The sequence below is a fragment of the Ensifer sp. LBL genome (genome assembly GCF_050435225.1).
Lineage (GTDB): Bacteria > Pseudomonadota > Alphaproteobacteria > Rhizobiales > Rhizobiaceae > Ensifer.
In genome coordinates, this window is record NZ_JBNDJY010000004.1 from 657,271 (window position 1) to 680,200 (window position 22,930).

The following is a 22,930-nucleotide window of genomic DNA, read 5'->3' on the forward strand; positions in this document are numbered from 1 at the left end:
AGGATTTGATGACGGACGGCGTGGCGGCCATTCTCGTGCATGTGGCCGATACGCAGGCGGGGCTTGCCTGGTATCAGCGCGCATTTCCTGACGCTGAACGTCGGTTTCTTGCCGCCTTTGATTTTGCCTACCTGCGGATCGGCGCCATCGATCTCGAGATCGTCCAGGCCGACGAGAAGGTGGCGAGCGGGGCTGCCGGTTCCGTCGTCTACTGGGCGGTCGCGGATCTCGATCGGGCGCTTGCGCATTTCGAGGCGCTCGGCGCGCATCTCTATCGCGGGCCGATGGCGATCCAGGAGGGGCTTTGGATGTGCCAGGTGCGCGACCCCTGGGGCAATTGCATCGGCCTTCGCGGGCCGCGTCCGAGAGAGGGCGGCGTCGACAACGAGGTGGGGCTCTGAATGGCGACGCGGGTGGAGATCGTGGCCTATGATCCCAGCTGGCCGCAACGCTACTTGGAGATCGCGCAGGAACTCAGGCGCATCCTGGGTGCGCTGGTGATTGCCGTCGACCACATCGGCAGCACGGCCGTTCCCGACATGCCGGCAAAGGCCGTCATCGATATCGATGTGACCTTGAGGGGGCTGCCCGACATTGCGGCTGCCAGTGCCTTGCTCGTTTCGGCCGGCTATCAGGCGCGCGGCAACCGCTACGACGACGATGTCTGGGCGTTCATGCTGCATGGGCGGGAGCCGAAACAGCGGGTCTATCTCTGCCCGCCGGACAACGAGACACATCGACGGCGTCTTGTCTTCCGCGACCATCTGCGCAGCCATGCGGACACCGCCTTGGCGTATGCGGCGCTGAAGGCCAGCCTCGCCGAGGCCTATCGGTATGACGGCGATCGCTACACCACTGAGAAGACGCGCTTCGTCAACGCGATCGTCGAGCGCGAAGACCGGATGACGGGAGATCAGTCGGCTATGTCACAGACATCCATCACCTGCGAGATCCGCTACCGGCTGAAGCCTGGCGACCTGGCGGAGTTCGAGGCCTATGCGCAGAGCTGGATGACGCTGATCGAGCGGCACGGCGGAACGCACCACGGCTATTTCGTGCCACGAGAAAAACCCGCAGGCGTCGGCGCCAGCTTTCCGGGGGTGGGCGAAGACGGCGCCGGCGACATCGCCGTCGCGCTCTTCACCTTTCCGGACGAGGCGGCGTATCTGCGCTATCGCAGCGATGTCGCCGCCGATCCGCCGTTCGTGAGCTACGAGCGTGTCTTTCTGCGGCCGCTTGCGCGCAACCCCCAAGTCATCCCCGAAGCTTGACCCGAATGAGTCATCCTCGGGCATGTGGCGACGAGGGCCGTGCGGAAGGAGTGGGCTTTGCCGTCCTTCGTGCATCAGCCTCCAAGGCCTGAGCGTTGCGCTCAAGCCGCCCGCGCCAGGCAGGTACCTTCCAGCGCGAACGCAACCGCGGCTTCGGCGTGGATCGCGGTGGAATCGAAGCCCGGCAGCGGTAGGGCCCTGGGGTCGAGGGTCAGGCAGATCTCGGTGCAGCCGAGGATGACGGCGTCGGCGCCTTGCGCCTCGGCCTTGTCGATCAGTTCGATCAATGCTCGGCGGGAGGAGCGCAGCACCTTGCCGGCGCAAAGCTCGTCGAAGATGACATCGTGCACGAGCGTGCGGCCGTCTGAATCCGGCACCAGGATGTCGATGCCGTGGCTTCTCATGCGCTCGGCGTAAAAGCCGTGTTCCATGGTGTAGCGCGTGGCCAGCAGCAGCGGGCGGCGACTGCCGGCCGCCTTCAGGCGCATGGCCGTCTCGTCGATGATGTTGATGAGCGGAATGTCGATCGCCGCCTGAACGGCATCGGCGACCAAGTGCATGGTGTTGGTGCAGATCAGCACGCAGTCCGCACCGGCCGCTTGAAGGCCGCGGGCGACATCGGCAAGGCGCTTGGCGGCGTCTTCCCAGCGGCCGGCCTTCTGCAAGTCGACGATCGACTGGAAATCGACGGAATGCAGCAGCACCTCGGCCGAATGCAGCCCGCCCAGTTGCTCGCGAACGGCCTCGTTGACCATGCGGTAGTAGACTGCCGAGCTTTCGAAGCTCATGCCGCCGATAAGACCGATCTTGCGCATAACCATTCCTCTCTGTCCGCTGTTGTCGCCGTCCGTTGCGGCCGTCGTTTGATGGGAGGAACTATGCCGCAGGGATGGCGGCAATGGTTCGCTTTGATCGGAGCGAAAGGGATGTTTCGCGCGATCTGTTTGTGCATTCATGAGTAAATGTGCAAACATGAGGCGCGTGAATTTCAGATCATGGGAGGGATCGGCGTGCTCGACGATAGAGACAGGAAGCTGCTCGCGCTGCTGCAGCAGGATGCAAGCGTGGCTGTCGGCGAATTGGCGGAGCGGGTGAACCTATCGCTTTCGGCCTGTTCGCGCCGCATTCAGCGGCTGGAGGAGGCGGGTTACATCGCCAGGCGCATCGTCGTGCTCGACCGCGAGCGCATGGGCGTGCCGACGACGGTCTTCGCCCTGATCAAGACGGCGCATCACTCGGACGAATGGATCGAGACCTTCCGCCGCGCGATCAGCGACATCCCCGAAATCGTCGAGGCCCATCGTCTGACGGGAAATCATGACTATATCGTCAAGGTCGTGCTGCCGCGTGTCGAGCATTACGACGTGGTCTACAAGCAGATCGTGCGCAAGGTTGAGCTGTTCGATGTCTCCGCCTCGATCTCGATGGAAATCCTGAAGAGCGGCACGGCGGTGCCGGTCGATTATGCGGTGTGAGGCGAAATGACGAATGAAGCAGTGAGCAAGGCGTTAGGCGATGACGTTGCCGATGCGCTGGTGGTTGTCGATGTGCAGCGGGCCTTTATTTCCGGGCCTGAAGCCGTGCCCGGTCATGTGGATCTGCAGCGCGCCGTTGGCCTGCTCCTGGAGAAGGCGCGTGCGGCCGGCGTGCCGGTGATCTTCCTGCAGAACGATGGGCCGAAGGGCGCTGTCGACGAACCGGAGACCGATGGCTGGCAGCTGTTCTTTCCGGCGAGGGCAGGCGAGGTGGTGGTCCGCAAGCGGAACGACGACGGCTTCGACGGCACTGACCTCGAAGACCAGCTTCGGGCGCGCAAGATCGAGACGATCGCGATCTGCGGCATGCTTTCGGAGATGTGCCTGGCGGCGACGGCCCGCGCGGCGATGGCGAAGGACTTCACCGTGATCCTCGCCAATGATGCGCATGCGACCTACGACGTGCCGCCCGGTCCCGGCCGCTCGCCGATGGTGCCGGCGCGACTGGCCGCGCGCGCGGCCGAGTGGTCGCTCGGCGACGAGATTGTGCTGGTGGACGCGGTGGAAGACATCGCCTTCGCCGTCGCGTCTCCGTCCCCTTAAGCTTCCCCTCCGGGTTTCGTCCGTCAGGGCGGGCCGAAGCGGGCCGCATAGTCCGAGGGCGCGATGCCCTTGCGGCGCTGAAAGGCGCGGCGCAGGCGCTCGGCGTTGCCGAAGCCGAAGAGAAACGGCGCCTGCGCGACGGACACATCCCCACGCTCGATTGCCTCGCAGGCCGCATCGACCCGCAGTTCCTCGACGAACTGCGCCGGGCTTGCCCCGACCTCCTGGGTGAACAGGCGGGAGAAATTGCGCTCGCTCATGCGCGCCATCTCGGCAAGCCGCGGCACGGAGAGGTCGGCTGCCAGGTCGGCGCGGATCTCGGCCACCAGCGTATCGAAGCGGTCGCTTCGGCTCGTCATCTGCTGGTGCAGGGCGGCGCTGAACTGGCGCTGGCCGCCCGTGCGCCTGACGTAAAGCACCAGGGAACGCGCGAGCCGCAGGGCCTCGCTGCGGCCGAGGTCCGCTTCGACCATCGCCAGCGCCATGTCGATGCCGGCGGTGACGCCGGCTGAGGTCCAGATGCCGCGATCTTCCTCAAAGATCGAATCCTCCCGCACGTCGATCTCTGGGAAATCCTGCTGGAGCTGGTCGCAATCCTCCCAATGGGTCGTTGCCCGCCGCCCATGGAGATGGCCGCCGCGTGCCAGGATGAACGCACCGAGGCAGATGGAGCCGAGGCGCCGGCATCGGCCGGCCATGGCGGAAAGGAATGCCTGCAGTCCCTCCGAATTCGCCGCCTCGAGCGCGCTCTGCCCACCCGAGACGAGCAGCGTGTCGGGCGGGGCGCAATCGGCAAAGGGGCGTGTGTCGAGCGCAACGCCCGTATCCGTTGCGACCGGTCCGCCGAACTCAGAGACCAGCGAGACCGCATAGGCCCGGGAACCCGACGCGGTGCGGGCGTCGTTGAAGACCTGCAGCGGGCCGGTCACGTCGATCAGCTTGGTGCGGTCGAAAAGCACGATCACGACGGTTCGCGCCGCTTTTTCGGGTTTGGCGTAAAACGAGGGCATATTGTCATTTATGCCAAAGGCTTTTCATGGGAGCAAGCGGGTCCATTATCCGTCACCCTTGGAGCCGACCATGCTGGAACTCAGACCGAACTGCGAACTGTGCGACCGCGACCTGCCGCCAGCCTCTCTGGATGCGCGCATCTGCAGCTACGAATGCACCTATTGCGCAAGCTGCGCGGAAACCGTGCTTCACAATGTCTGCCCGACCTGCGGCGGCGGATTTGCGCCAAGGCCAATCCGGCCGATGCGCGCCTTTCGCCCGCAAAAGCGGCTGGGTCTCGGCTTCGATCCGGCAAGCGAGGTACGCCGCCATTCGCCGTACACGGCGGAGGATATTCAGGCGCATGTGGCGCGGATCCGGCATCTCGCGCCGAACGAGCGCTGACCGCAGCGGCGGCTTTCCGCGCCGTTCTTGACTTTTTGCAAGGGTGACATGAGGTGGTTGCGCTTGTGCTTGGCTGCCACAACCCCAATGTTGTGGCATGTCCAACGGAAGGCCAGTCGAAAGCCGACTGGGAAGAACATGCAGGACAGGCATCACGTGGTCGTCGTCGGCGGCGGGTTCGGCGGATTGCAGCTCGTCAAGGGGCTGGCCGGCGCGCCGGTCAGGATCACGCTCATCGACCGCCGCAACCATCATCTTTTCCAACCCTTGCTCTACCAGGTCGCAACGACGCTGATCGCGACCTCCGAGATCGCCTGGCCGATCCGCAGCCTTTGGCGCGACCGGCCGGAGGTGACGACGCTGCTTGGCGAGGTGAGCGATGTCGACGAGCCCGGAAAGGCGGTGGTGCTCCGGGACGGAAAGCGGATCGCCTATGACACGCTGGTGCTGGCGACCGGGGCGACGCATGCCTATTTCGGCCATGACGAATGGGAACCCTTCGCGCCCGGCCTGAAGACGCTGGAAGACGCGACGACGATCCGGCGCCGGGTGCTGCTCGCCTTCGAGCGGGCGGAGCTGGAAGAGGATCCCGATCTTCGTGCAGCCCTCCTGACCTTCACCGTCATCGGTGCCGGCCCGACCGGCGTCGAGCTTGCCGGCATCATCGCCGAGATGGCGCACCGCACACTTCCCGACGAATTCCGCCGCATCGACACCCGGCAGGCCCGTGTGATCCTGGTGGAAGCGGGGCCGCGCATTCTCGCCGCCTTCAGCGAGGATCTGTCTGCCTATGCGGTCAAGGAGCTTGAGCGCCTCGGCGTCGAGGTGCGCACCGGCACGCCTGTGACCTCCTGCACGGAGGAGGGCGTTGTTATCGGCGACGAATTCGTCGGCAGCCGCACGCTCGTCTGGGCCGCCGGCGTGCAGGCGTCGCCCGCTGCCCGCTGGCTGGATATCCCGGCCGACCGCGCCGGCCGTGCGATCGTCGGGACTGATCTCACCGCTCCCAACCATCCCGACGTCTTCGTCATCGGCGACACGGCTGCCGTTACCTATGACGGCGGCAAGCCGGTGCCGGGCATTGCGCCCGCCGCCAAGCAGCAGGGCGCCTATGTGGCCGACGTCATCCGCGCGCGGCTTTCAGGCGCCAAGCCTCCGGCTGATTTCCGCTATCGCCACCAGGGCAGCCTTGCGACCATCGGCCGGCGCGCCGCGATCATCGATTTCGGCCGCTTCAAGCTCAAGGGCGCGCTTGCCTGGTGGATCTGGGGCATCGCCCACATCTACTTCCTGATCGGCACCCGCAGCCGCTTCGCCGTCGCCTGGAGCTGGTTCTGGACTTATCTCAGCGGGCAGCACAGCGCCCGGCTGATCACTCAGAAAGAGACGTTGAAGGAGAAGGGGTAGGGGAAGCCGACAGGTCGCTATGCGTTCGGGCACGGTCTTATTCTTCGCCAATGCGATCCAGTGCTTCTCCAATTATCTGGTTAGCTGGGTCCTGTTCGCTCCGCGCCTCCCAATGTGACGCCTGTTCTGGATCTTTCGGCACACCCACGCCTTCGCGGTAGTGGTGTGCAAGAGACAATTGAGCGAGTGAGAACCCACCTTCTGCTGCCTTCCTAAGCCAGTGAACAGCGGCTTGGATATCTTGCTCGACACCGCGACCGGTCTCGTACGATTGGGAAACGGCATATTGTGCGCTGAGATCACCTTGATCAGCCGCGCGTTTGAACCACTGAAACGCCTTGGAGTAGTCTTGTTCCACTCCGCGGCCATATGAATATAGGGATCCCACCATATTCTGTGCCGCAACATTGCCGCGCTCGGCCTCTGGCAGGGCGTGGCGATATGCGTCTCGATACTCCGCTCGCCTGAACGCTTCCGTCGCTTCGTTCATCCCGGCCGCTGCAAAGTCGCCACTAACCAGCCCCAGCCCAAAGAGCGTCGCGACTGTGAAGAACGCAATTGTCGGTGCTTTCCGGAAGGTTGGCATGCGGACAATCGTCCTATTTTGAACAGTGACTTCTGCGCGAGATACCCGTCGCCCGGGAAGCAGCAAAGCGACCGGCAACATCGGCTACGGACTACTTCTGCACCTTGACGATCAGGATCATCGGCCGGTCGACCTCTTCGGCCAGCGCCGGGATCTCGGCGATCTGTTCTTCCGTCGGTCGCCACTCCTGAACATGGCGGATCGCGAAGCCCACTGACATCAGCGTGTTCAGCGTCGTGCCGATAGTGCGGTGGTGCTTGATCACGCCTTTCGCCAGCCAGTTTGTCGTGCGCGGGCCTTCGGCTGAGTAGTGATCGACGGGCCAGGTGCGCTCGCCATCGGTGATGCGCCAGCCGGGGTTGTGCGAGGCCATGTAGATCGGGTGCTCGATGGTGAAGACGAAATGGGCGCCGGGTACGAGCGCCTTGTGGATGGTCGCGACCAGCCGGCCGAAATCCTCGACATAGTGGAAGGCAAGCGAGCTGTAGGCGAAGTCGAAGCTTGCCTCGGGCAGGTCGAGTTGGTCGAGATCGGCGATCTTGTAGTCGATCGCCGGATCCGACGTGTCGGCCTTGGCGCGGGCGATCATTTTTTCGGAGAGGTCGAGCCCGAGCACATGGGCGGCACCGGCCTCGCGGGCGTAACGCGAAAACCAACCATAGCCGCAGCCGAGATCGACGACGCGACTTCCCGAAAGATCCGGCAAAAGCGCGCGAATCGCCGGCCATTCCGCGGCACCCGCAAGACCGTGCACCGAGCGCCCAAGCTGGCTGTAACCCTCGAAGAATTCCGGACGATCATAGATGTTCTGGGCCATGGCGGTCTCCTTCTTCGGCAATTCGTGGGGGCGTCGGGCGGCGCAGATGCCTGCGCGCGATAGGCCGCTCCGGCATCCAACGCCGTTCCCGCGGGAACAGCAAGCTGGCTTTGATCCTGCTCGAACGCGGCGGCATATCAATGCGTCGTCGCGGCGATTTGTTAGGGTGCGCGGTTCCGCAATGTCAAGTTGCGCTTGACGTGCAAGCTTTTGTTTTTGTTTTCTAGCGGTGTGCTAATGTACGATTCTCGTGGTCCAGTCCGAATTGCGGAGGCCTAATGTCCGAAGCCATCCATCCTGCTGCCATTCATCATCTTCCAGGCTTTATCACGGCGCCCGGCCAGTCCGACTGGCTCCTCAATGCGGTCGCCGTGTTCCTGATCGTTTCGGTCTTCGCGCTCGGCACGATCTATCTCAGACTGCACTCCTTGCCCGAGCTCATGGCGCACAAGACCAACAAGATCCAGCTCGAGCTGGTGGCGGTCCTGGCGCTGTTGTCGCTGCTCACCCACAACAACATCCTTTGGGGCGCAGCGCTGCTGTTGGCGCTGATCGACCTTCCCGATTTTTCGTCGCCGCTGTCGTCGATCGCCGGGTCGCTGGAGAAAATCGCCGGCAAGGTGGCTGGCGAACCTGGCGCGGCCGAGAGGGCGCTTGCCGAGACAGAGCCAGCGCCAACCGAGCCGCTGCCGCTGCCGCGCGCTTTGCCCGGCCACGCGTCACCCGATCAGCCGTCGACGGAAGGGAAGGCATAAGCCATGTTCGAGTTCATCCTTTGCTCGATGCTGACCATCCTGCCCGACTATCTCTTCCGCCGCTATGGCCAGGGAAAACGCATCGGGCGCGAGATCACCATCTACTCCATGTGGTTCGAACTGCGCTGGGGCATCACCGCCTGCATCGTGCTGACGATCTCGCTGATCACGCTGATCTTCTACTTCCACCCGTCGACGAAAAACGTGACGGCGGCGTTCCGCACGGTCGCCGTTCTGCCGGAGACCAACGGCCGCGTCACGGAAATCTACGCCACGCGCTTTGAGAAGGTGAAGGCCGGCCAGCCGCTGTTCAAGCTCGACAGTTCGGAGGAGGAGGCGAAAGCCGAGGTTGCGCGCCGCCAGATCGCCGAGGTCGACGCCGAGACGACCGTTGCCCGCACCGAACTTGTCGCCGCCGACGGCGTGATCGTCCAGGCGCAGGCCGCCGTGCAGCAGGCGCAGGACGAGTACGACACCCAGGTCGAGCTCAACAAGCTCAATCCGAATGTCGTTGCCCGTCGTGAGATCGAGCGCCGCCAGGTCAATCTCGAGGGGCGCAAGGGCGCGCTGACGGCCGCCCAGTCCAACAAGCAGACGCTGGAGACGAAGCTTTCCTCGCTGCTACCCTCGCAAAAGGCCAGCGCCGAGGCGGCGCTGAAGCAGGCGGAGGTCGATATCACCAAGACCACCGTGCGCGCAGGCGTGTCCGGCACGTTGCAGCAGTTTACGCTCCGGGTCGGCGAAATCGTCAACCCGCTCTTGAGGCCCGCCGGCGTGCTCGTTCCCGAAGACGCGGGCCGAGCACGACTGGTGGCCGGCTTCGGGCAGATCGAGGCGCAGGTGATGAAGGTGGGCATGATCGGGGAGGCGACCTGCGTCGGCAAGCCGTTCACCATCATCCCGCTTGTTGTCACCGAGGTGCAGGACGTGATCGCCGCCGGTCAGGTGCGCGCCAGCGACCAGTTGATCGACGTTGCGCAGATCTCGCAGCCAGGCACGCTGACCGTGGTGATGGAGCCACTTTACCCCGGCGTGCTCGACGACGTGCCGCCCGGCAGCAGCTGCATCGCCAACGCTTATACCAGCAACCACGAGGAACTGGACAAGCCCGGGATCTCGACGCTGCAATGGGTCTATCTGCATGGCGTCGATACCGTCGGCCTCGTGCATGCGGCGATCCTGCGCATCCAGGCGCTGATGCTGCCGGTTCAGACGCTGGTGCTTGGCGGACACTAAGCGACAAGCCAAACCGGCCGGGGTTCTCGATCCCGGCCGGTGCCTATTGCACGCAGACCTTGCCCTTCATGTGAGCCACGGCTTCTTTCAGCCTTGCCCGGTCGGTCTGCACATTCCTGCTCTTGTCCTTCTCCATCGGGCCGATCCTCCAGCGCCAAAGCCCGTGCGGGCCGTCCTTGCTGTTGAAACGGTCGCATGCGCCGTCGAATTGCGATGCGAGGCAGCGCATCTTCGCGCCGGCAAAGATCGTCACGGCCCCATCGTCGGTCTTGCCCACCTCGACAGTTTCAAGGGCGGAGAAATCGACGGAGAACGTACCCGCGCGAAAGACCGCAAGCGCCCCCGTGTCCGAAAGCTCTGCCCTGAAGCTGCAGGCCCCGGTGCGTTCGACGGTAATTCGCCCGATTTCGGCGCGCTGGGACCCTTCCACCATGGCGATGGCCACGGTCAAAGGCTTTGCCGACGGGGAGAAGGTCAAGAGGCCGGGCGGTGCCGGGGCATGCCGATCCAATCCGAACAGGAGATAGGTTGCGACCTCCTCCTCGGACATGGTCTCGAAGGAACCGGCTGCGCTCGGGGAGGCCAGGAGCATCAGGGCGAGGGCTGTGCAAAGACGGCTGATTTTCACCTTGCTGCGATTTCTGGAAAGTCCCGACAATGCCAGTCGGTCAAGGACCCAAACGGGCCCCAAAAATGATTGAGCCCCCGTGGGGACGGAGGCTCAAGCGCGCAATTAAATTAATAAAGCAACTGCACTGCAATATAACCGCAAGCATGCATACTCTTCCGGGGATTGCATACTTCCGGGGCGCAATCGCAAGTACAGTGTGGCAAAACCGGCCGCTGAAAGCAATGGAATTTAAGGGGATTTTAATAGTCAATTTGGGTTACGGGAAAATCCCCAACTTATTCACCCGATAGGGCCAGGATTTTCCTGACAATAGCCCGCAGGGGCAAAGGCGGGATCCCGACACATTCTTTTAGGCGTCATCACTTCCGATCGACAGCGCCCAGGGCTCCCAGATTGCGTCGAGCACGGCGCCCTGGCGCCGATAGAAGCGCTTCGCCTCGTCGTTGCTCGCAAGCACCGACCACTCGATACGCGGCGCGCCGATCGCCGCGGCGTGGCGTTTCAGCGCCGCGATCAACGCCGCGCCGGCGCCCAGGGAACGTGCTGTTTCATCGACGAAAAGCTCCTTCAGCACGAGCGTCGGCTTCAGGTCGTAGGTCCAGGGGATGACGTAGTGCACGGCGATGCCGACGACGCGGCCGTCAAGTTCGGCGACCAGCACGCCGAAGCGCGGGTTGTCGCCAAGTCCGTGCGCGATCAGATCGCCCTCGGTCACGCGGAAATCGTCGATGTAGCCTTCGAACACCGCAAGGTCGCGCATCAGTCGCAGCACGCAGGCGACGTCATCTCGTTCGAATGGGCGGACGATAAGGGGTGACGCGGTCATCGCGATACCTCGTGCAAAGGGGTTAGCGGGCCGGCGCGGGTTACAGAGGCCCGGTGAAGGGGCGATCGTACCGCATCATCGGCTGCAATCGCGATCGATTTCAGGCTGAAACCGACCGCGATCCAGAATGCTGCAGCGCCGTGCATCCGGCCAGGCGTGCGGCGCTGCAAAGGGCCTTCGGCGCCGGCTCAAGCGGCGAGCAGCGCCTGTGCTTCGCCGGGGGCAGCGCCGGTCGCAAAGGCGAGACCTTCGTCCTCCCAGCCGGTGATGCCGCCGATCATGAGCTTCACCGGCCGGCCGAGGCGGGCGAGCTTGAGTGCGGCCTGGTCGGCGCCGTTGCAATGGGGACCGGCGCAGTAGACGACGAACAGGGTGTCTTGCGCCCATTCGGCCAGACGCTCGGCCGAAATCTGGCGGTGGGGCAGGTGGATCGCGCCCGGCACATGGCGGCGGGCATAGGCCGCATCCGAGCCGACGACGTGCAGCAGCACGAAATCCTGATCGCCGCTCTTCAGCGCCTGGGCGACGTCGGAGCAATCGGTCTCGACGCTCAGGCGCCCGGCGAAATGGGCAATGGCGATTTCAGGCGATGCGGCGGCGATTTCGGTGACGGTGCTCATCGGGCTCTCCTTGGGGGGTGCGTGTTGACGAGGAGATGTGTAGCAGCGCTCGATCGGGGCTGGCAGTTGGCAACATTGCCATATATGCTCAAGATCATGCCAAAGTCGTTTTCCGCTGCTGTGCCACTCACAAACCCGCTCGTCGTCGCGCTCGCCTATGACGGGCTCTGCACCTTCGAGTTCGGCGTCGCCGTCGAAATGTTCGGCCTGCCGCGGCCGGAAATGGGCGAGGGCTGGTATCGCTTCTCCGTCGCCTCGGTCGATCCGGGCGAGCTTCGGGCAACCGGCGGCGTGCGCTTTGTCACTGATGGCGGCATCGAGCTTTTGAGGCAGGCCGGTACGATCATCGTGCCCGGCTGGCGCGGCGCCGACCAGCCGGTGCCGGAAGCGGTGTGCGCGGCGCTGCGCGATGCCCACGCCCGCGGCGCGCGCGTGCTTTCCATCTGTTCCGGGGTCTTCGTGCTGGCGGCGGCTGGGCTGCTTTCGGGCCGCCGGGCGACGACCCACTGGCGCTATACCGACAAGCTGAAGGCGCTCTATCCCGATATCGAGGTGGTGCCGGATGTACTTTACGTCGATGGCGGCCAGGTTCTGACCTCGGCGGGCAGTGCCGCCGGCATCGATCTTTGCCTGCATCTGATCCGCCGCGATTTCGGCAGCGAGGCTGCCAACCGCGTGGCCCGTCGTCTCGTCGTGCCGCCGCATCGCGACGGCGGCCAGGCGCAGTTCATCGAGCGGGCAGTGCCGGACGTGCACGAGAGCGCCAGGCTCGGGCCGCTGCTTGACCGGATGCGCGCGCGGCTCGGCGAGGATTTTTCGATTGCAGCGCTTTCAAAGGCTGCCGGCATGAGCGAGCGCACCTTCCTGCGCCGCTTCGAGGCGGCGACCGGCACGACGCCGGCGCGCTGGCTCTTGTCCGAGCGGCTGTCGCGCGCCCGGCAATTGCTGGAGGAAACAGCACTCGGCATGGAGCAGGTGGCCGAAGCTTCCGGATTCGGCTCGACCCAGACGCTGCGCCACCACTTCCGCCAGCAGCTTTCGACCACGCCCGCCGCCTATCGCGCCGCCTTCGGGCGGATGCCGGGTCCTGCACTGGCTGTAGAGGTCGCGGCGGAATAGCGCCGCCGCGCCTCGATTGCAGGCTTCAAGCCTCCGACAGGGCGGGCTCGCCGCCGTCCTTGCGGAAGAAGGAGCGGAAGAACACGGCGTCCGGCGCCGAAGCGACCACCCGGGCGATGATCGCGGTGGCGACGATGGCGAAAACCAGCCGGCCGAAGAAGACGCTGGCGAAATCCGCGCCCAGTGCCACGACCACCAGCGTGTCCTCGATCAGGCTGTGGCCGAAACCCATGAAAACGCAGGCGAGGAAGACCTGGCGCGGCTCGACCTTTGCCTCGCGCGCCTCGCGGATCAGAAGCGCGCCACCATAGGAAATCCCGAGCAGCACGCCGACGGCGGTGAAGGGCACCGTTTGCGTCTGGATGCCGGCCAGACGGAAGAGCGGCGCCATCGCCCGGTTCAGCCAGCCGAGAATGCCGACAAGCTTCAGGATCTCGATCAGCCAGCTCAGCGAGAGCAGCACGACGAGCATGGTGGCAAGGGTCTTCAGCGTGCTCCACGCAAAACCGGTCCAGGTGGCCGTCTCGTTCGCCGGTATCCAGCTCGGCGCCAGCGGCGTCGAAAACCAGCCGGTCAGCGCGAAGACCTGGTGCAGCAGCGCTGCGAAGACCAGGCCGCCGCCGATGCGGATCAAGGCCGTGGCGAGAAAGCTCGGGCCGGCCTTCTGGATGATGCGCTGCTCGATCGGGATCGCGTGCGCTACCAGGATCAGCGCCGAAAACACCGTCATGTCGGCGGTCGTCAGCTCCGAGACCGGCACCAGCGTGAAGACGACCACTACGGCGCCCCAGATGCCAACGAGCAGGCCCGTCAGCCAGGCAAAGGCAAACTCCGGCGGCAGGCCGACGATCGTCATCAGCGGCTCGAAAACCGGCGCGACGGCGCGGATGACGCCGAGTTCCTGCAGCACATGGGTGGCGATGGTGACGGGAACGATGATGCGCACCAGGTCCCAGTAGACTTCGAGCGTGGCGAGTGTCTTGCGGTAAAAAATGATCAGAACGGGCATGGCGGTCTCTCCTTGAATTTGTTGTCCAAGGACTAACGCGAGGCGCTTCGCAGTTGTGGTCAAAATATGCGCTTTCGTGCAATAAAATTGCATGGGTCGAAACGGGGATGAACATGGACAAGATCGACAGCAAGCTCCTGAGGCTCCTGCAACAGGACGCGTCGCGCACCAATGCCGAGCTTGCAGCGCAAGTCGGCCTGTCTCCTTCGAGCTGCCTGCGCCGCATCAGGCGGCTTCATGAGACGGGTGTCATCGACCGCATCGTCGCGGTTCTCAATCCGGCCAAGGCCGGTCGCACCATGAAGGCGATCATCACCGTCGAACTCGAGCGCCACGGCGAACAATATATCCGCCGCTTTCTCGACATGGCGACCAGGGAGCCGGCGGTGGTCCAGGCCTATAGCGTCAGCGGCGAGACCGACGCCATTTTGATGCTGCGGCTGAAAGACATGGACGAGCTTGACGCGCTGACCGAGCGGCTGTTTCGCGAGGAAACCAACGTCGCGCGCTATTACACCGCGTTTGTGATCCGCACCGGCAAGGAGACGACGGAGATCCCGGTGGGGTAAGGCGTTGGCCATGCGGCTGGCCGAGAATTCACGAGAGCGAAGAGTGCCCATTTGTTGCGAGCGTGCTCAGTTCTTCGTGCTGCAACCGTGTGCCGAGTGTCCAAGCCTTCGTCAGCATCGCGCGAAGCTCGTCGTTCTCCGTCGCAAGCACCCTGCCGTCCCGTTGAAGAACCAAATCATTGAGCGAGCCCATGCCGCCGAACATGGCCAGGAAGCCACGTAGGCCCCAGGCGTCAGATTTCTCCAGGCAAGCGCGGCACCGGCCCAACAGTGTCGCCCACTGCGTGGCTTCGTGGGTTGTCAAATGCCCCTCGATGTTGCGCAGCAGATCGGCAAGCTCGGCGATTTCAGGATGGAGTTGCATCCGGTCATCTTATGGTCCGATCCGGAGCCATTCAACAGGAGTGAGCGCAGGCCGGCTATTCCATAGCGCCAAATACTGATTGAGCTTTCGTCGTTTCGACACGATGCAATGCAAACTCGTGGCGGTTGGTAGGCTTCGCCGCGAGAGCGTTTTGGTCGGGTTTGCGCCGGGGAACAGTCTCCCCGGCGCTTCGGGTGGCGTCACTTGACCGCTGCGTTGCCGCCATCGGCAAAGAGTGCGGCGCCCGAGACGAAGCTTGCCATCGGGCCGGACAGGAAGAGGGCGGCCTGGGCGATTTCCTCCGGCTGGGCGATGCGCTTCATCGCATGCAGGCCGGCGGCCCATTCCTTGTTCTCCTTGCTGCCGGCCGCCGGCGTGTCGACGCCGCCCGGAAGCAGCGCGTTGGCGCGGATACCCTTGGCGCCATAGTCGGCGGTGATGCCCTTGACGAGGCCCATCAGGCCGGCCTTTGCCGCGCCATAGGCGGCCATGCCGGGGATGCCGACGCTGGTGCCGACGAAGGTGGAGGTGAAGACCAGCGAGCCGCCATCGCGCTCAAGCATCGCCGGGATCTGGTGGCGGGCGCCGAGGAAGGCGGAGGTGAGGTTGGTTGCAAGCGATTGCTGCCATTCCTCAAGCGTGATCTCGGCGACCGGCTTCATGACGTTGACGGCGCCGGCATTGTTGACGGCAATGTCGAGGCCGCCGAAGTGCTTGAGCGCCGCTTCCACCAGCCGGATATGGGTGTCTTCCGCGGTGACGTCGCCGCCAACCGCGATCGCTTCGCCACCGTCCTTTCGGATCGCTTCGACGACGGCGTCGAGCTGCTCTTCGCCGCGAGCGTTGGCGACGATCTTCGCGCCCTCGGCGGCAAAGAGCCTCGCGACCGCGCGGCCGATGCCGGAGGACGCACCGGTGACGATCACGATCTTGTCTTGCAGCATGGTCATGGACTTTTCCCTTCTCTTGATTGAGGCGCCCTGACTACTGCCGGCGCGGGACAGCGCCCACCCGATTTCCGATCGGCGATTGTGACGGCGCAGATTTTCAATCTCACCGGCGGCATAGCCCGCGTGGGCGAGGAAGGAGAGAGGGAAGGATGCTGAAGACCGAGACGGGCAGCTGCCAATTGCGGCGCAGTGCGGATCGAAGTGGCTGAGATCCGCCATGTGCGGCGCACCCAGACTGTACTAATCGCAGCCGCCCAATTTTTCACCGGGCGGCTTTTCCAATCTGGCAAGCGCGGCCGTGGCCGCCCCGTACCGGTTTGTCACTCGAGCAGGGTCACTTCTTTTTGTTGAGCGCGCTCTCGCTATTCTTTACCTGCGAGCCAAGGGCTGGCGCCGCCGATTTCTCGACCTTGTCCTTCTTCGGCTTGCGAACCTCTTTGTTGCTGCGAACCTGACCTTTAGCCATCACCTAGACTCCTCTGGTTGATGGACGAGAAATACCCGCTTTCACCCCACTATCCAAGGGCGCGCCAGGGCTGCTAATCCCGCATGCCTGAATAGGGAGCCGGACCTCAGGCCCGGTTCCCCCGATGTCTCAACTTGTGCCCTCAGGAGGATAGAGGTTGCGATGCCATGCACCCCGCTCGTCAGCGCTCTTCGGTCTAACAATCCTCAAGATGCTTTCGGCAGGCCCCGACGTTCAGCGGATCGGCTGGCCGCCCGGTGTTCGTCATCCGTGCACACGAGGCGCTCGCGGGAGTAGCCAGACGTTTGGGTGCTGCCGGCGTCCGGGCCATGGTTGATGCAGCCAACCAGAAACCCGAGATCGCCAGAGTGCAGCGCGCATGCATGCGGCGTCTGCCAGTTTCGCGTTGCTTAGTCCTTGTCCGGCGCAGCCGACATATCGCGCAAGACGGCCTCGGCCGCGACTTCGGCATTGCGTCTCGAGCCCGAGATGGTTCCGGATTTGACGATCTGCTTGCCATCGAGGAGCAGTTGCCAGTTCCACGTGTTCAGGCCGCGTCCCTGGATGCGGAGTTTCAATCTATCGGGATCGTACTTCGTCACTTCTTGCTCCTTTGACGGACTTTGACAGATCAATGGCCAAACCAAAACTAAACGATGAGGTCAAGTGCTACATCGTTCGGGCCCCGGCATGCTTCGACAGCCCGTCCGTCGTCGCTAGGCCTTGAAAAGGGGTTTAGGGCTTGATGTCGGGCTGTCCAAGTGTCGCCGTCGTCTTCAGGGCGGCGAGCGTTTCGCGCAGGGCCCGGTCGAGCCGCTTGTCGCTTCGAAGCACCAGGGCGAAACGGCGGAAGAGCGTTGGGCTGACGGGGCGCACCACCAGGCGTTCCCGGTCGCCGGGGCGAAGGGCAATTTCCGGGACCAGGGCTGAGCCGAGGCCGACGGCGACCATTTCCTTGATTGCGTCGACGCTGCCGAGCGCCATCACCGGCTTGACGGCCGTGCCTGTGGTCGCCAGCCATTCGTCGGTGATCCTTCGCGTATTGGCGCCGGGCTCGTAGAGGATCAGCGGCCGTTCAGCGAGCATCGCGGGCGTGACGGTATCGGGCAGAACGGTTCCGAGCGGCGCAATCGCCACGAAGCGCTCGTCGAAGAGCGGGGTGATGTCGAAGATGCGGCCGGAGACGGGCAGGCTGACGAGGCCGATGTCGAGGAGGTTCTCGTCGACCGCGCGGACGATGTCGGCGCTGTTGCCCGTCGTCACGGTGATGTCGAGATCGGGAAAGCGGCGCTTGAGATCGGCCAGAAGCGGCGGCAGCAGGAAGGCGCAAGGGGTGGCCCCGGTTCCGAGCCGGACGCGGCCGAGCACGCCCTTGGCGTGGCGGGCGACGGCCTCGATCGCCCGGCTGGTGGCAGCCTCGATGCTGCCGGCATGGGCCAGCAGTTCCTCGCCGGCCGCACTCGGCCGCGCCCTGCGGCCGACACGCTCGACCAGGCGCACGCCGAGCTGCTTTTCCAGCACCCGCACCTGCAGGCTGACCGCCGGCTGGGTCAGGCCCAAGCGCTCGGCGGCGGCCGAAAAGCTGCCGAGTTCGGCGACCAGCGCGAAGGTTTTGAGATAGTCGAGATCAAGCGCACTCATGCCCGGGTTTCTCTTGTTGTCAAAGTTTCTCTTATGCGTGGAATAGGAATGCTAAGCTTCTTTTAGGAGATGTCGAGGCGCAGACTGTGTCCATGGTTGGAAACGAAGCATGGATGTTCGACATGATCCGGGAACTCGGTCTTTATCTCGTTGCCTCGCCGCGCTCGCGGTACTGGCAATTGCAACACCTGCGCGACCTCGATGCGGAGCGGCTTGCCGATATCGGCCTGACGGAGGCGGAGGCGAAGCTTGGACGGCGCAAGGCCGCGCCGCTGCCGGTGCGCGAAGGGGCGATGGCCGTCCGGCATGCGGAAGCTGCGCGGGCAGGTGCGATGTAGCGGTTTCAGCCCGCGCACGGCCTCAAGCGGCGCGAGCGACCGTCGCAGGAGCGTCTCGCCTCAAGCCGGCTTCAGGTCCCAGCTTTCGATCGCAAGGCCTGGCCAAAGGGCACGCCACCGTTCCACTTTGCGCTCGTAGATGGCGCGGGTGATCTGGCTCCTGTTGGCGCGCACGATCGGTGCGAGCAGGTCCGCAAGGCCGAAAGGGGCGCAGATCTCCAATCCGTCCCGGGACGGGCGAAGGCCGACAGCGGTTGCCGTCGTCGGAAATGTCGCGATCGCGTCTCGCGTCGATCGATAGGGCCTGATCGGCGCGCCGAACTTTTCTTCGTACCAGAGGTGGACGCGCGCTTCGTTCTTGACGTCGATCCGCACGGGCAGGTCTACAAACAGGCCGCCGATCCGCTTCGCATGCGCGGCCTCCGCCTCTTCCGAGAGGTCGTCACCGTCAAAATAGACGATGTCGATGTCGCCGATGCCGTGCGTCGCGGGCAAGGCGAAGGCATGGTTCCAGACGGTCTGCGCTATAGCGCCGGCCGCCAGCCAGGCATCGGGCAGGGCAACCCGGTGCCAGTGATCCAGGATAGGAACCAATAGCGCGCTCTTCAGGATGACAGTCTGCAGGCACGTCATGGGATCTGCATCGGCGTGAAGCCTTGGAGCATGCGTTCCGCCGGCGCTCGCGCGGCACCTGTGGATATCCATAGAGGATCGCCAAAGCACTCGATCCGCCCGCCTGAAACGACGATGCCGTCGCCGTCGTTGCAGGCAAGGATCGGTCGCGGCGTCGACAGGCTGTAGCGCAGAAGCGCGGGAAGGTAGCCGTCGTCGTCGCCGAGATGCGGGAAGAACTCGAAGGGCGTGAGACCGAGTGCAGCGCCGTCCTCGATGTCCTCGGGCCGTTCGCCGATGAAGAGCGCGTCGGTCGCGATCGTCGGGGCCATCAGAATTGCGCCGGCGCTGACGCCGATGAGGATGCCGCCGGACCGTGCCCAGTCGCTGAGCGGCCCGAGCATGCCGCTCCGCTTCAGCCGTTGGAGAAAGCCGCCGGTGTGACCGCCTGCAAGGTGAATGGCGTCTGAGGCGAAGAGCGCTGCAATGTCGTCTGCCGAATGCGGTTCGTCCAGATCGAAGAACAGCGCGAGATCGAGACCCAGCCTGCCGTAATAGGCCTGCCCGGCGAGGAAGAAGGCGCGGTCCGGTTCCGGACCGGAGGCGACATAGGCGATGCGGTTACCGGCGCCGCGTGACGCCACCATCTCCACGAGCCTGAGGTCGATCGCCGCGCAGGCGGGGACGATCTGGTCGCTGTAGAGGACGAGGTTGAGCATGTCTTTCCTGTCGTGACGAAGGGCTAAAGCCCGGTTCGCCCGGGCTAGCCTGCAATCGCCTTCACCCGGTGGCCGTAACGCCAGATCCCGAGCCAGCTGAAATAGTTGACCAGAAGGGACAGGCAAAGCCAGAGCAGAGGGGTGAAGTCGTCACCGCCTTCGAACTGGCCGGCAAATCGCACGACGCTGATCAGCGACAGTCCGCCGAGAAGGATGCCGAGCAGCCAGCTGTAGGGCCGCCAGAACCCGAAGGGGGGGACCTGCAGGTCAAAGGCGTAAGCGACGAGGCCGACCGCCGTTGCCAGCGCCATGACCAGGCTGATGCCGCCGAGGATCTTGATCCCGTATGCCATCTCGTCCCACAGGCCCAGGAGCAGCGTCGCGCCTATGACCAGGCCGAAGGCGAGGCTGAGCACGTAGAAAATTGCAAATGCCTTCCACATCGCGAATCATCCTGTATCTGCGTTGGTGGCAGCTTCGGCGGTGATGGGCGCCTTGTCCATCGTTCGGCGGGACAGGTCGTCGCAAGGCCAAGCGGCCTGCGTGCCGCCGCTAGGCCATGGAGGCCGGTTGCTGCGCTATGCGGCGGCCATAGCGCCAGACGCCCAGCCAGCCGAAATAGTTGAGAAGAAGCAGGAACAGCAAACCGAAAGAGGCTGACAGCAGGCCTTCGTCTCCGGGCTGGGGGCTGGTAATGAGCGTGACGAGATCCCAGGCATCGGCCAGCGACGTGTAGAGACACCAGCAGGCGAGAACCCAACTGAATGGCCGCCAGAATGACAAGGGCGGGACCCTCAGGTCGAAGGCGTAGGCAAAGATGCCTATCATGGCCGCAAATTCCACGGCCAGGCCCGCATAGAACAGGGCCCGGTCGGCGGACGACAGCTGCACGGCGATTTCAGGGGGTAGCGTGACGAAAGCCAGTGACAGCACGAAAACGAAAATCAGCCCGTAAAGAACGGCAAACGCCTTCCACATCGCGACGCGTATCTCCCAACCAGAATGCTTCGTCCGTCCTTAGCAGCACCAGACCCTGAACACTTGCCCCTAGCGCGCTTGCGCCGGTTGCTGCACCATGCGCTGCCCATAGCGCCAGACGCCGAGCCAGCTGAAATAGTTGAGAGCCAGGCCGAGGACCAGCCAGATCAGGTTCGTGACACCAACGTCGCTTCCGGCCGGGATGGTGGCGAACATCTGTGCGAACCGCACGACGCTGAGCAGCGACACCAGCAGCTGATAGATGCCGATGAGCCAGCTCAGCGGCCGCCAGAGCCCATAGGGTGGGGCATTCAGGTTGAAGGCGTAGGCGACGAGCCCGACGGCGGTCAACAACACCATCACGAAGGCCACGGAAGCCAGGCCAAGGCCGATAGTTGACATCGGCACTGACCGGCCCGCCATGATGTAGCCGCCAAGCAGAACGCCGAACGTCGCCAACAGGCAGTAAAAAACGGCAAACGCCTTCCACATCGCGAATCATCCCCCGAGCGTGCAGTGCCTGCTATCTTGGGTCGTGTCGCGACACTTGTCTACCGTCTGGCGGGCAGGAGCGTCGCTCTTGCCTAGTCCGCGCTCAGCGCCACCGCCGGCTGCAGGCGCGAGGCGTTGCGGGCAGGCAGGAAGCCGAAGACGAGGCCGGTGAGGAAGGCGCAGGCAAAGGCGAGCGCGACCGGGCCGAGGGTGAAGGAAACGGGCATGCCGAGCTGGCCGGCAAGCGCGCCGGTGCCAAGCCCGAGCGCCACACCGAGCGTGCCGCCGATCGCCGAGACGACCAGCGCCTCGATGATGAACTGCAGCAGGATATCGCGCTGGCGGGCGCCGGTCGCCATGCGCACACCGATCTCTCGGGTGCGCTCGCTGACCGAGACGAGCATGATGTTCATCACGCCGATACCGCCGACGAGCAGCGAGATCGCGGCCACCGAGGCGAGGAACAGCTTCAGCGTGTTCGAGGTCTCGGTGAAGGCTTCGCGCACGGAGGACATGTTGGTGATCTGCGTGTCCTGGCGCTTGTGGCGCTGGTCGAGCAGCGTCTGGATCGTCTGCTGGGTGATGTCGATTGCCGAGCCGTCCTTCACCTGAACGGTGATGGTTCGGATGTTGCGCTGGCCGAAGAGGCGGATGCTGCCTGTCGAAAGCGGCACCAGCACCACGTCGTCCTGGTCGTTGCCGAAGGAGGTGGCGCCCATTTCCGCCATCACGCCGATCACCTGGAAGGGGATCTTGTTGACGAGCACATATTGGCCGATCGGATTGTCGCCGTCGGGAAAGAGCGTCTTGACCACCGTCTGGCCGAGGACGGCCACAGGTGCGTAGGTGTCCATGTCGTTCTGGTTGATGAATTCGCCCTTGGCCATCTTCCAGGATTTGGCGGTGGTGAACTGCGGAACGGTGCCGTTGGCGGTCGTCTGATAGTCGACATTGCCGCGGCGGAGCGTGACGGAGCTCGTCATCTCCGGCACGGCGAAAGCGACGTTCGGCACCTCGAGGATCGCGTCGGCATCGGCCGGCACCAGCGTCACGTTGCTGCCGCCCGCGCTGCCGCGGAAATTAGCCATGCTCGGGCGCACCACCAGCAGGTCCGAGCCCATCGACGAAATGCGGCTCAGAACAGAATCCTGCGCGCCGGTGCCGATCGCAAGCATCGCGACGACCGAGCCGACGCCGATGACGATGCCGAGCAGTGTCAGGATGGTGCGGAAGAGATTGGCCTTCAGCGCCCGGAACGCCATCTTGACGGCTTCGGTGACGTCGGCGATCGCGGCCGAACCTTCGCTGACATGGCGGGCGAGGGCGGCAGCACCCTCGGCATTGACGCGGGCTTTCCTGGCGCGGTCGGCGACGATGCGGCCGTCATGGATCTCGATCAGCCGGTCGGCCTGTTCGGCGACCTCGCGCGAGTGGGTGATGACGATGACGGTGTGGCCCTGTTCGTTCATGTCGCGCAAGAGCGCCATCACGTCGGAGCCGCTCTGGCTGTCGAGCGCGCCCGTCGGCTCGTCGGCCAGGATCACCCGGCCACCGTTCATCAGCGCGCGGGCGATGGAGACGCGTTGCTGCTGGCCGCCCGACAGCTGGCTCGGCCGGTGATCGAGGCGCTCGCCGAGCTTCAGCGCTTCGAGCAGCGCCTCGGCGCGGTCGTGGCGGTCGCGGGCGGACATGCCGGCATAGACGGCGGGTACCTCGACATTTTCCTTGGCGCTTGCCGTCGGAATGAGATTGTAGCTCTGGAAGACGAAGCCGAAGGTGCGGCGGCGAAGGGCCGCCAGCTCGTCACTGTCGAGGGTCGCGACACTCTCGCCGTCGATCAGGTAGTCGCCGCCGGTCGGCTGGTCGAGGCAGCCGAGAATGTTCATCAGCGTCGACTTGCCGGAGCCGGACTGGCCGACGATTGCCACGAACTCGCCGGCCTCGATATCGAGCGACAGGCCATGCAGCACCTCGACGGCAAGGTCGCCGTTGAAATAGGTCTTGCTGACGTGCTTGAGCGAGATGAGCGGGGTCATGGCCAGTCTCTAAGC

Annotated in this window: 30 protein-coding genes; 11 read left to right on the forward strand and 19 right to left on the reverse strand. The window is 64.4% G+C overall.

Features of this window, described 5'->3' with window-relative positions; genetic code table 11:
• Positions 1–8 precede the first annotated feature (8 nt).
• Both OKW20_RS19025 and OKW20_RS19030 read left to right on the forward strand, forming a co-directional pair.
• Positions 9–401, forward strand: coding sequence for a VOC family protein (locus OKW20_RS19025; protein WP_429174169.1), 393 nt, complete (start codon positions 9–11; stop codon positions 399–401).
• Entirely contained in the window at positions 402–1,271 is an 870-nt protein-coding gene (locus OKW20_RS19030; protein ID WP_429174170.1) for a GrpB family protein, read from the forward strand. It abuts the gene before it with no gap.
• Positions 1,272–1,372: 101 nt separating this feature from the next.
• Here the strand turns inward: OKW20_RS19030 and OKW20_RS19035 are convergent, their stop codons facing one another.
• A complete protein-coding gene (locus OKW20_RS19035) occupies positions 1,373–2,092 on the reverse strand; it encodes an aspartate/glutamate racemase family protein (protein ID WP_429174171.1) in 720 nt (239 codons plus the stop codon).
• A 189-nt stretch (positions 2,093–2,281) separates the two neighbouring features.
• On the opposite strand from OKW20_RS19035, the gene OKW20_RS19040 reads away from it, so the two are divergent.
• Together OKW20_RS19040 and OKW20_RS19045 are read left to right on the forward strand one after the other, a co-directional pair.
• Positions 2,282–2,746, forward strand: coding sequence for an Lrp/AsnC family transcriptional regulator (locus tag OKW20_RS19040; protein WP_043622517.1), 465 nt, complete (start codon positions 2,282–2,284; stop codon positions 2,744–2,746).
• A gap of 6 nt (positions 2,747–2,752) precedes the next feature.
• Positions 2,753–3,349, forward strand: a complete 597-nt coding sequence (locus OKW20_RS19045; RefSeq protein ID WP_429174173.1) for an isochorismatase family protein — start codon at positions 2,753–2,755, stop codon at positions 3,347–3,349.
• 23 nt (positions 3,350–3,372) lie between these two features.
• Here OKW20_RS19045 and OKW20_RS19050 read toward each other — a convergent pair whose 3' ends face one another.
• Positions 3,373–4,359 (reverse strand): GlxA family transcriptional regulator, encoded by a 987-nt coding sequence (locus OKW20_RS19050; RefSeq protein ID WP_429174174.1) that lies wholly within the window; start codon positions 4,357–4,359, stop codon positions 3,373–3,375.
• A gap of 70 nt (positions 4,360–4,429) precedes the next feature.
• On the opposite strand from OKW20_RS19050, the gene OKW20_RS19055 reads away from it, so the two are divergent.
• Together OKW20_RS19055 and OKW20_RS19060 are read left to right on the forward strand one after the other, a co-directional pair.
• On the forward strand, positions 4,430–4,744 hold the full coding sequence (locus OKW20_RS19055; RefSeq protein ID WP_429174176.1) for a DUF1272 domain-containing protein: 315 nt from the start codon (positions 4,430–4,432) through the stop codon (positions 4,742–4,744).
• Positions 4,745–4,882: 138 nt separating this feature from the next.
• Positions 4,883–6,151, forward strand: coding sequence for an NAD(P)/FAD-dependent oxidoreductase (locus OKW20_RS19060; protein ID WP_429174178.1), 1,269 nt, complete (start codon positions 4,883–4,885; stop codon positions 6,149–6,151).
• A gap of 37 nt (positions 6,152–6,188) precedes the next feature.
• Here the strand turns inward: OKW20_RS19060 and OKW20_RS19065 are convergent, their stop codons facing one another.
• Complete coding sequence (locus OKW20_RS19065) at positions 6,189–6,737, reverse strand: tetratricopeptide repeat protein (RefSeq protein WP_429113429.1); 549 nt, start codon at positions 6,735–6,737, stop codon at positions 6,189–6,191.
• Positions 6,738–6,828: 91 nt separating this feature from the next.
• Positions 6,829–7,554 carry a class I SAM-dependent methyltransferase gene (locus OKW20_RS19070; protein ID WP_429174180.1) on the reverse strand — a complete coding sequence of 242 codons (726 nt, stop codon included), beginning with the start codon at positions 7,552–7,554 and terminating at the stop codon, positions 6,829–6,831.
• A gap of 278 nt (positions 7,555–7,832) precedes the next feature.
• Between OKW20_RS19070 and OKW20_RS19075 the strand changes: the two genes are divergently transcribed.
• Both OKW20_RS19075 and OKW20_RS19080 read left to right on the forward strand, forming a co-directional pair.
• Positions 7,833–8,309 (forward strand): hypothetical protein, encoded by a 477-nt coding sequence (locus tag OKW20_RS19075; protein ID WP_429174182.1) that lies wholly within the window; start codon positions 7,833–7,835, stop codon positions 8,307–8,309.
• Between the two features lie 3 nt (positions 8,310–8,312).
• Positions 8,313–9,545, forward strand: coding sequence for an HlyD family secretion protein (locus OKW20_RS19080; protein WP_043622471.1), 1,233 nt, complete (start codon positions 8,313–8,315; stop codon positions 9,543–9,545).
• A 43-nt stretch (positions 9,546–9,588) separates the two neighbouring features.
• On the opposite strand, the gene OKW20_RS19085 is transcribed toward OKW20_RS19080, so the two are convergent.
• The 3 genes from OKW20_RS19085 to OKW20_RS19095 all read right to left on the reverse strand — a co-directional run bounded on the left by OKW20_RS19085 (position 9,589) and on the right by OKW20_RS19095 (position 11,622).
• Positions 9,589–9,990: a hypothetical protein gene (locus OKW20_RS19085; protein ID WP_429174183.1), complete on the reverse strand. Its 402-nt coding sequence runs from the start codon at positions 9,988–9,990 to the stop codon at positions 9,589–9,591.
• Positions 9,991–10,525: 535 nt separating this feature from the next.
• Positions 10,526–11,002, reverse strand: coding sequence for an N-acetyltransferase family protein (locus tag OKW20_RS19090; RefSeq protein WP_429174184.1), 477 nt, complete (start codon positions 11,000–11,002; stop codon positions 10,526–10,528).
• Between the two features lie 188 nt (positions 11,003–11,190).
• Positions 11,191–11,622: a rhodanese-like domain-containing protein gene (locus tag OKW20_RS19095; RefSeq protein ID WP_205238400.1), complete on the reverse strand. Its 432-nt coding sequence runs from the start codon at positions 11,620–11,622 to the stop codon at positions 11,191–11,193.
• A gap of 84 nt (positions 11,623–11,706) precedes the next feature.
• Here OKW20_RS19095 and ftrA point away from each other — a divergent pair, with 84 nt between their 5' ends.
• Positions 11,707–12,741, forward strand: coding sequence for a transcriptional regulator FtrA (ftrA, locus tag OKW20_RS19100; RefSeq protein WP_429174551.1), 1,035 nt, complete (start codon positions 11,707–11,709; stop codon positions 12,739–12,741).
• A 25-nt stretch (positions 12,742–12,766) separates the two neighbouring features.
• On the opposite strand, the gene OKW20_RS19105 is transcribed toward ftrA, so the two are convergent.
• Positions 12,767–13,750: a nucleoside recognition domain-containing protein gene (locus OKW20_RS19105; protein ID WP_429174186.1), complete on the reverse strand. Its 984-nt coding sequence runs from the start codon at positions 13,748–13,750 to the stop codon at positions 12,767–12,769.
• 113 nt (positions 13,751–13,863) lie between these two features.
• Between OKW20_RS19105 and OKW20_RS19110 the strand changes: the two genes are divergently transcribed.
• Positions 13,864–14,319, forward strand: coding sequence for an Lrp/AsnC family transcriptional regulator (locus OKW20_RS19110; RefSeq protein ID WP_429174188.1), 456 nt, complete (start codon positions 13,864–13,866; stop codon positions 14,317–14,319).
• 28 nt (positions 14,320–14,347) lie between these two features.
• Here OKW20_RS19110 and OKW20_RS19115 read toward each other — a convergent pair whose 3' ends face one another.
• The 5 genes from OKW20_RS19115 to OKW20_RS19135 all read right to left on the reverse strand — a co-directional run bounded on the left by OKW20_RS19115 (position 14,348) and on the right by OKW20_RS19135 (position 17,740).
• Complete coding sequence (locus tag OKW20_RS19115) at positions 14,348–14,683, reverse strand: DUF6966 domain-containing protein (protein ID WP_429174193.1); 336 nt, start codon at positions 14,681–14,683, stop codon at positions 14,348–14,350.
• Between the two features lie 200 nt (positions 14,684–14,883).
• Positions 14,884–15,633 carry an SDR family oxidoreductase gene (locus OKW20_RS19120; RefSeq protein ID WP_429174195.1) on the reverse strand — a complete coding sequence of 250 codons (750 nt, stop codon included), beginning with the start codon at positions 15,631–15,633 and terminating at the stop codon, positions 14,884–14,886.
• 334 nt (positions 15,634–15,967) lie between these two features.
• Positions 15,968–16,099, reverse strand: coding sequence for a hypothetical protein (locus tag OKW20_RS19125; RefSeq protein WP_256364293.1), 132 nt, complete (start codon positions 16,097–16,099; stop codon positions 15,968–15,970).
• Between the two features lie 410 nt (positions 16,100–16,509).
• Positions 16,510–16,701: a hypothetical protein gene (locus tag OKW20_RS19130; RefSeq protein WP_429174196.1), complete on the reverse strand. Its 192-nt coding sequence runs from the start codon at positions 16,699–16,701 to the stop codon at positions 16,510–16,512.
• Between the two features lie 133 nt (positions 16,702–16,834).
• A complete protein-coding gene (locus OKW20_RS19135) occupies positions 16,835–17,740 on the reverse strand; it encodes a LysR family transcriptional regulator (protein ID WP_429174197.1) in 906 nt (301 codons plus the stop codon).
• A gap of 113 nt (positions 17,741–17,853) precedes the next feature.
• On the opposite strand from OKW20_RS19135, the gene OKW20_RS19140 reads away from it, so the two are divergent.
• Positions 17,854–18,078: a DUF1127 domain-containing protein gene (locus tag OKW20_RS19140; RefSeq protein WP_429174204.1), complete on the forward strand. Its 225-nt coding sequence runs from the start codon at positions 17,854–17,856 to the stop codon at positions 18,076–18,078.
• A 60-nt stretch (positions 18,079–18,138) separates the two neighbouring features.
• Here OKW20_RS19140 and OKW20_RS19145 read toward each other — a convergent pair whose 3' ends face one another.
• From OKW20_RS19145 to OKW20_RS19170, 6 genes are all read right to left on the reverse strand, one after another.
• The gene (locus OKW20_RS19145) at positions 18,139–18,711 is read right to left on the reverse strand and encodes a nucleotidyltransferase family protein (RefSeq protein WP_429174206.1); all 573 of its coding nucleotides are present in this window, start codon (positions 18,709–18,711) and stop codon (positions 18,139–18,141) included.
• Positions 18,708–19,409, reverse strand: coding sequence for a Type 1 glutamine amidotransferase-like domain-containing protein (locus tag OKW20_RS19150; RefSeq protein ID WP_429174208.1), 702 nt, complete (start codon positions 19,407–19,409; stop codon positions 18,708–18,710). Before OKW20_RS19150 ends, OKW20_RS19145 begins: the two co-directional genes overlap by 4 nt.
• 44 nt (positions 19,410–19,453) lie before the next feature.
• Positions 19,454–19,852: a hypothetical protein gene (locus tag OKW20_RS19155; protein ID WP_429174209.1), complete on the reverse strand. Its 399-nt coding sequence runs from the start codon at positions 19,850–19,852 to the stop codon at positions 19,454–19,456.
• 109 nt (positions 19,853–19,961) lie between these two features.
• The gene (locus tag OKW20_RS19160) at positions 19,962–20,387 is read right to left on the reverse strand and encodes a hypothetical protein (RefSeq protein ID WP_429174210.1); all 426 of its coding nucleotides are present in this window, start codon (positions 20,385–20,387) and stop codon (positions 19,962–19,964) included.
• 69 nt (positions 20,388–20,456) lie between these two features.
• Positions 20,457–20,879, reverse strand: coding sequence for a hypothetical protein (locus OKW20_RS19165; RefSeq protein WP_043622499.1), 423 nt, complete (start codon positions 20,877–20,879; stop codon positions 20,457–20,459).
• Positions 20,880–20,971: 92 nt separating this feature from the next.
• Positions 20,972–22,915 carry a MacB family efflux pump subunit gene (locus OKW20_RS19170; RefSeq protein ID WP_429174211.1) on the reverse strand — a complete coding sequence of 648 codons (1,944 nt, stop codon included), beginning with the start codon at positions 22,913–22,915 and terminating at the stop codon, positions 20,972–20,974.
• Positions 22,916–22,930: the final 15 nt, after the last annotated feature.

Bases quoted from the DNA above. Each gene is read 5' to 3' on its own strand.
- OKW20_RS19025 (WP_429174169.1), top strand. From the start codon at position 9: ATGACGGACGGCGTGGCGGCCATTCTCGTGCATGTGGCCGATACGCAG.
- OKW20_RS19030 (WP_429174170.1), top strand. From the start codon at position 402: ATGGCGACGCGGGTGGAGATCGTGGCCTATGATCCCAGCTGGCCGCAA.
- OKW20_RS19035 (WP_429174171.1), bottom strand. From the start codon at position 2,092: ATGGTTATGCGCAAGATCGGTCTTATCGGCGGCATGAGCTTCGAAAGC.
- OKW20_RS19045 (WP_429174173.1), top strand. From the start codon at position 2,753: ATGACGAATGAAGCAGTGAGCAAGGCGTTAGGCGATGACGTTGCCGAT.
- OKW20_RS19050 (WP_429174174.1), bottom strand. From the start codon at position 4,359: ATGCCCTCGTTTTACGCCAAACCCGAAAAAGCGGCGCGAACCGTCGTG.
- OKW20_RS19055 (WP_429174176.1), top strand. From the start codon at position 4,430: ATGCTGGAACTCAGACCGAACTGCGAACTGTGCGACCGCGACCTGCCG.
- OKW20_RS19060 (WP_429174178.1), top strand. From the start codon at position 4,883: ATGCAGGACAGGCATCACGTGGTCGTCGTCGGCGGCGGGTTCGGCGGA.
- OKW20_RS19065 (WP_429113429.1), bottom strand. From the start codon at position 6,737: ATGCCAACCTTCCGGAAAGCACCGACAATTGCGTTCTTCACAGTCGCG.
- OKW20_RS19070 (WP_429174180.1), bottom strand. From the start codon at position 7,554: ATGGCCCAGAACATCTATGATCGTCCGGAATTCTTCGAGGGTTACAGC.
- OKW20_RS19075 (WP_429174182.1), top strand. From the start codon at position 7,833: ATGTCCGAAGCCATCCATCCTGCTGCCATTCATCATCTTCCAGGCTTT.
- OKW20_RS19080 (WP_043622471.1), top strand. From the start codon at position 8,313: ATGTTCGAGTTCATCCTTTGCTCGATGCTGACCATCCTGCCCGACTAT.
- OKW20_RS19090 (WP_429174184.1), bottom strand. From the start codon at position 11,002: ATGACCGCGTCACCCCTTATCGTCCGCCCATTCGAACGAGATGACGTC.
- OKW20_RS19095 (WP_205238400.1), bottom strand. From the start codon at position 11,622: ATGAGCACCGTCACCGAAATCGCCGCCGCATCGCCTGAAATCGCCATT.
- ftrA (WP_429174551.1), top strand. From the start codon at position 11,707: ATGCTCAAGATCATGCCAAAGTCGTTTTCCGCTGCTGTGCCACTCACA.
- OKW20_RS19105 (WP_429174186.1), bottom strand. From the start codon at position 13,750: ATGCCCGTTCTGATCATTTTTTACCGCAAGACACTCGCCACGCTCGAA.
- OKW20_RS19110 (WP_429174188.1), top strand. From the start codon at position 13,864: ATGGACAAGATCGACAGCAAGCTCCTGAGGCTCCTGCAACAGGACGCG.
- OKW20_RS19115 (WP_429174193.1), bottom strand. From the start codon at position 14,683: ATGCAACTCCATCCTGAAATCGCCGAGCTTGCCGATCTGCTGCGCAAC.
- OKW20_RS19120 (WP_429174195.1), bottom strand. From the start codon at position 15,633: ATGACCATGCTGCAAGACAAGATCGTGATCGTCACCGGTGCGTCCTCC.
- OKW20_RS19125 (WP_256364293.1), bottom strand. From the start codon at position 16,099: ATGGCTAAAGGTCAGGTTCGCAGCAACAAAGAGGTTCGCAAGCCGAAG.
- OKW20_RS19135 (WP_429174197.1), bottom strand. From the start codon at position 17,740: ATGAGTGCGCTTGATCTCGACTATCTCAAAACCTTCGCGCTGGTCGCC.
- OKW20_RS19140 (WP_429174204.1), top strand. From the start codon at position 17,854: ATGTTCGACATGATCCGGGAACTCGGTCTTTATCTCGTTGCCTCGCCG.
- OKW20_RS19145 (WP_429174206.1), bottom strand. From the start codon at position 18,711: ATGACGTGCCTGCAGACTGTCATCCTGAAGAGCGCGCTATTGGTTCCT.
- OKW20_RS19150 (WP_429174208.1), bottom strand. From the start codon at position 19,409: ATGCTCAACCTCGTCCTCTACAGCGACCAGATCGTCCCCGCCTGCGCG.
- OKW20_RS19155 (WP_429174209.1), bottom strand. From the start codon at position 19,852: ATGTGGAAGGCATTTGCAATTTTCTACGTGCTCAGCCTCGCCTTCGGC.
- OKW20_RS19160 (WP_429174210.1), bottom strand. From the start codon at position 20,387: ATGTGGAAGGCGTTTGCCGTTCTTTACGGGCTGATTTTCGTTTTCGTG.
- OKW20_RS19165 (WP_043622499.1), bottom strand. From the start codon at position 20,879: ATGTGGAAGGCGTTTGCCGTTTTTTACTGCCTGTTGGCGACGTTCGGC.
- OKW20_RS19170 (WP_429174211.1), bottom strand. From the start codon at position 22,915: ATGACCCCGCTCATCTCGCTCAAGCACGTCAGCAAGACCTATTTCAAC.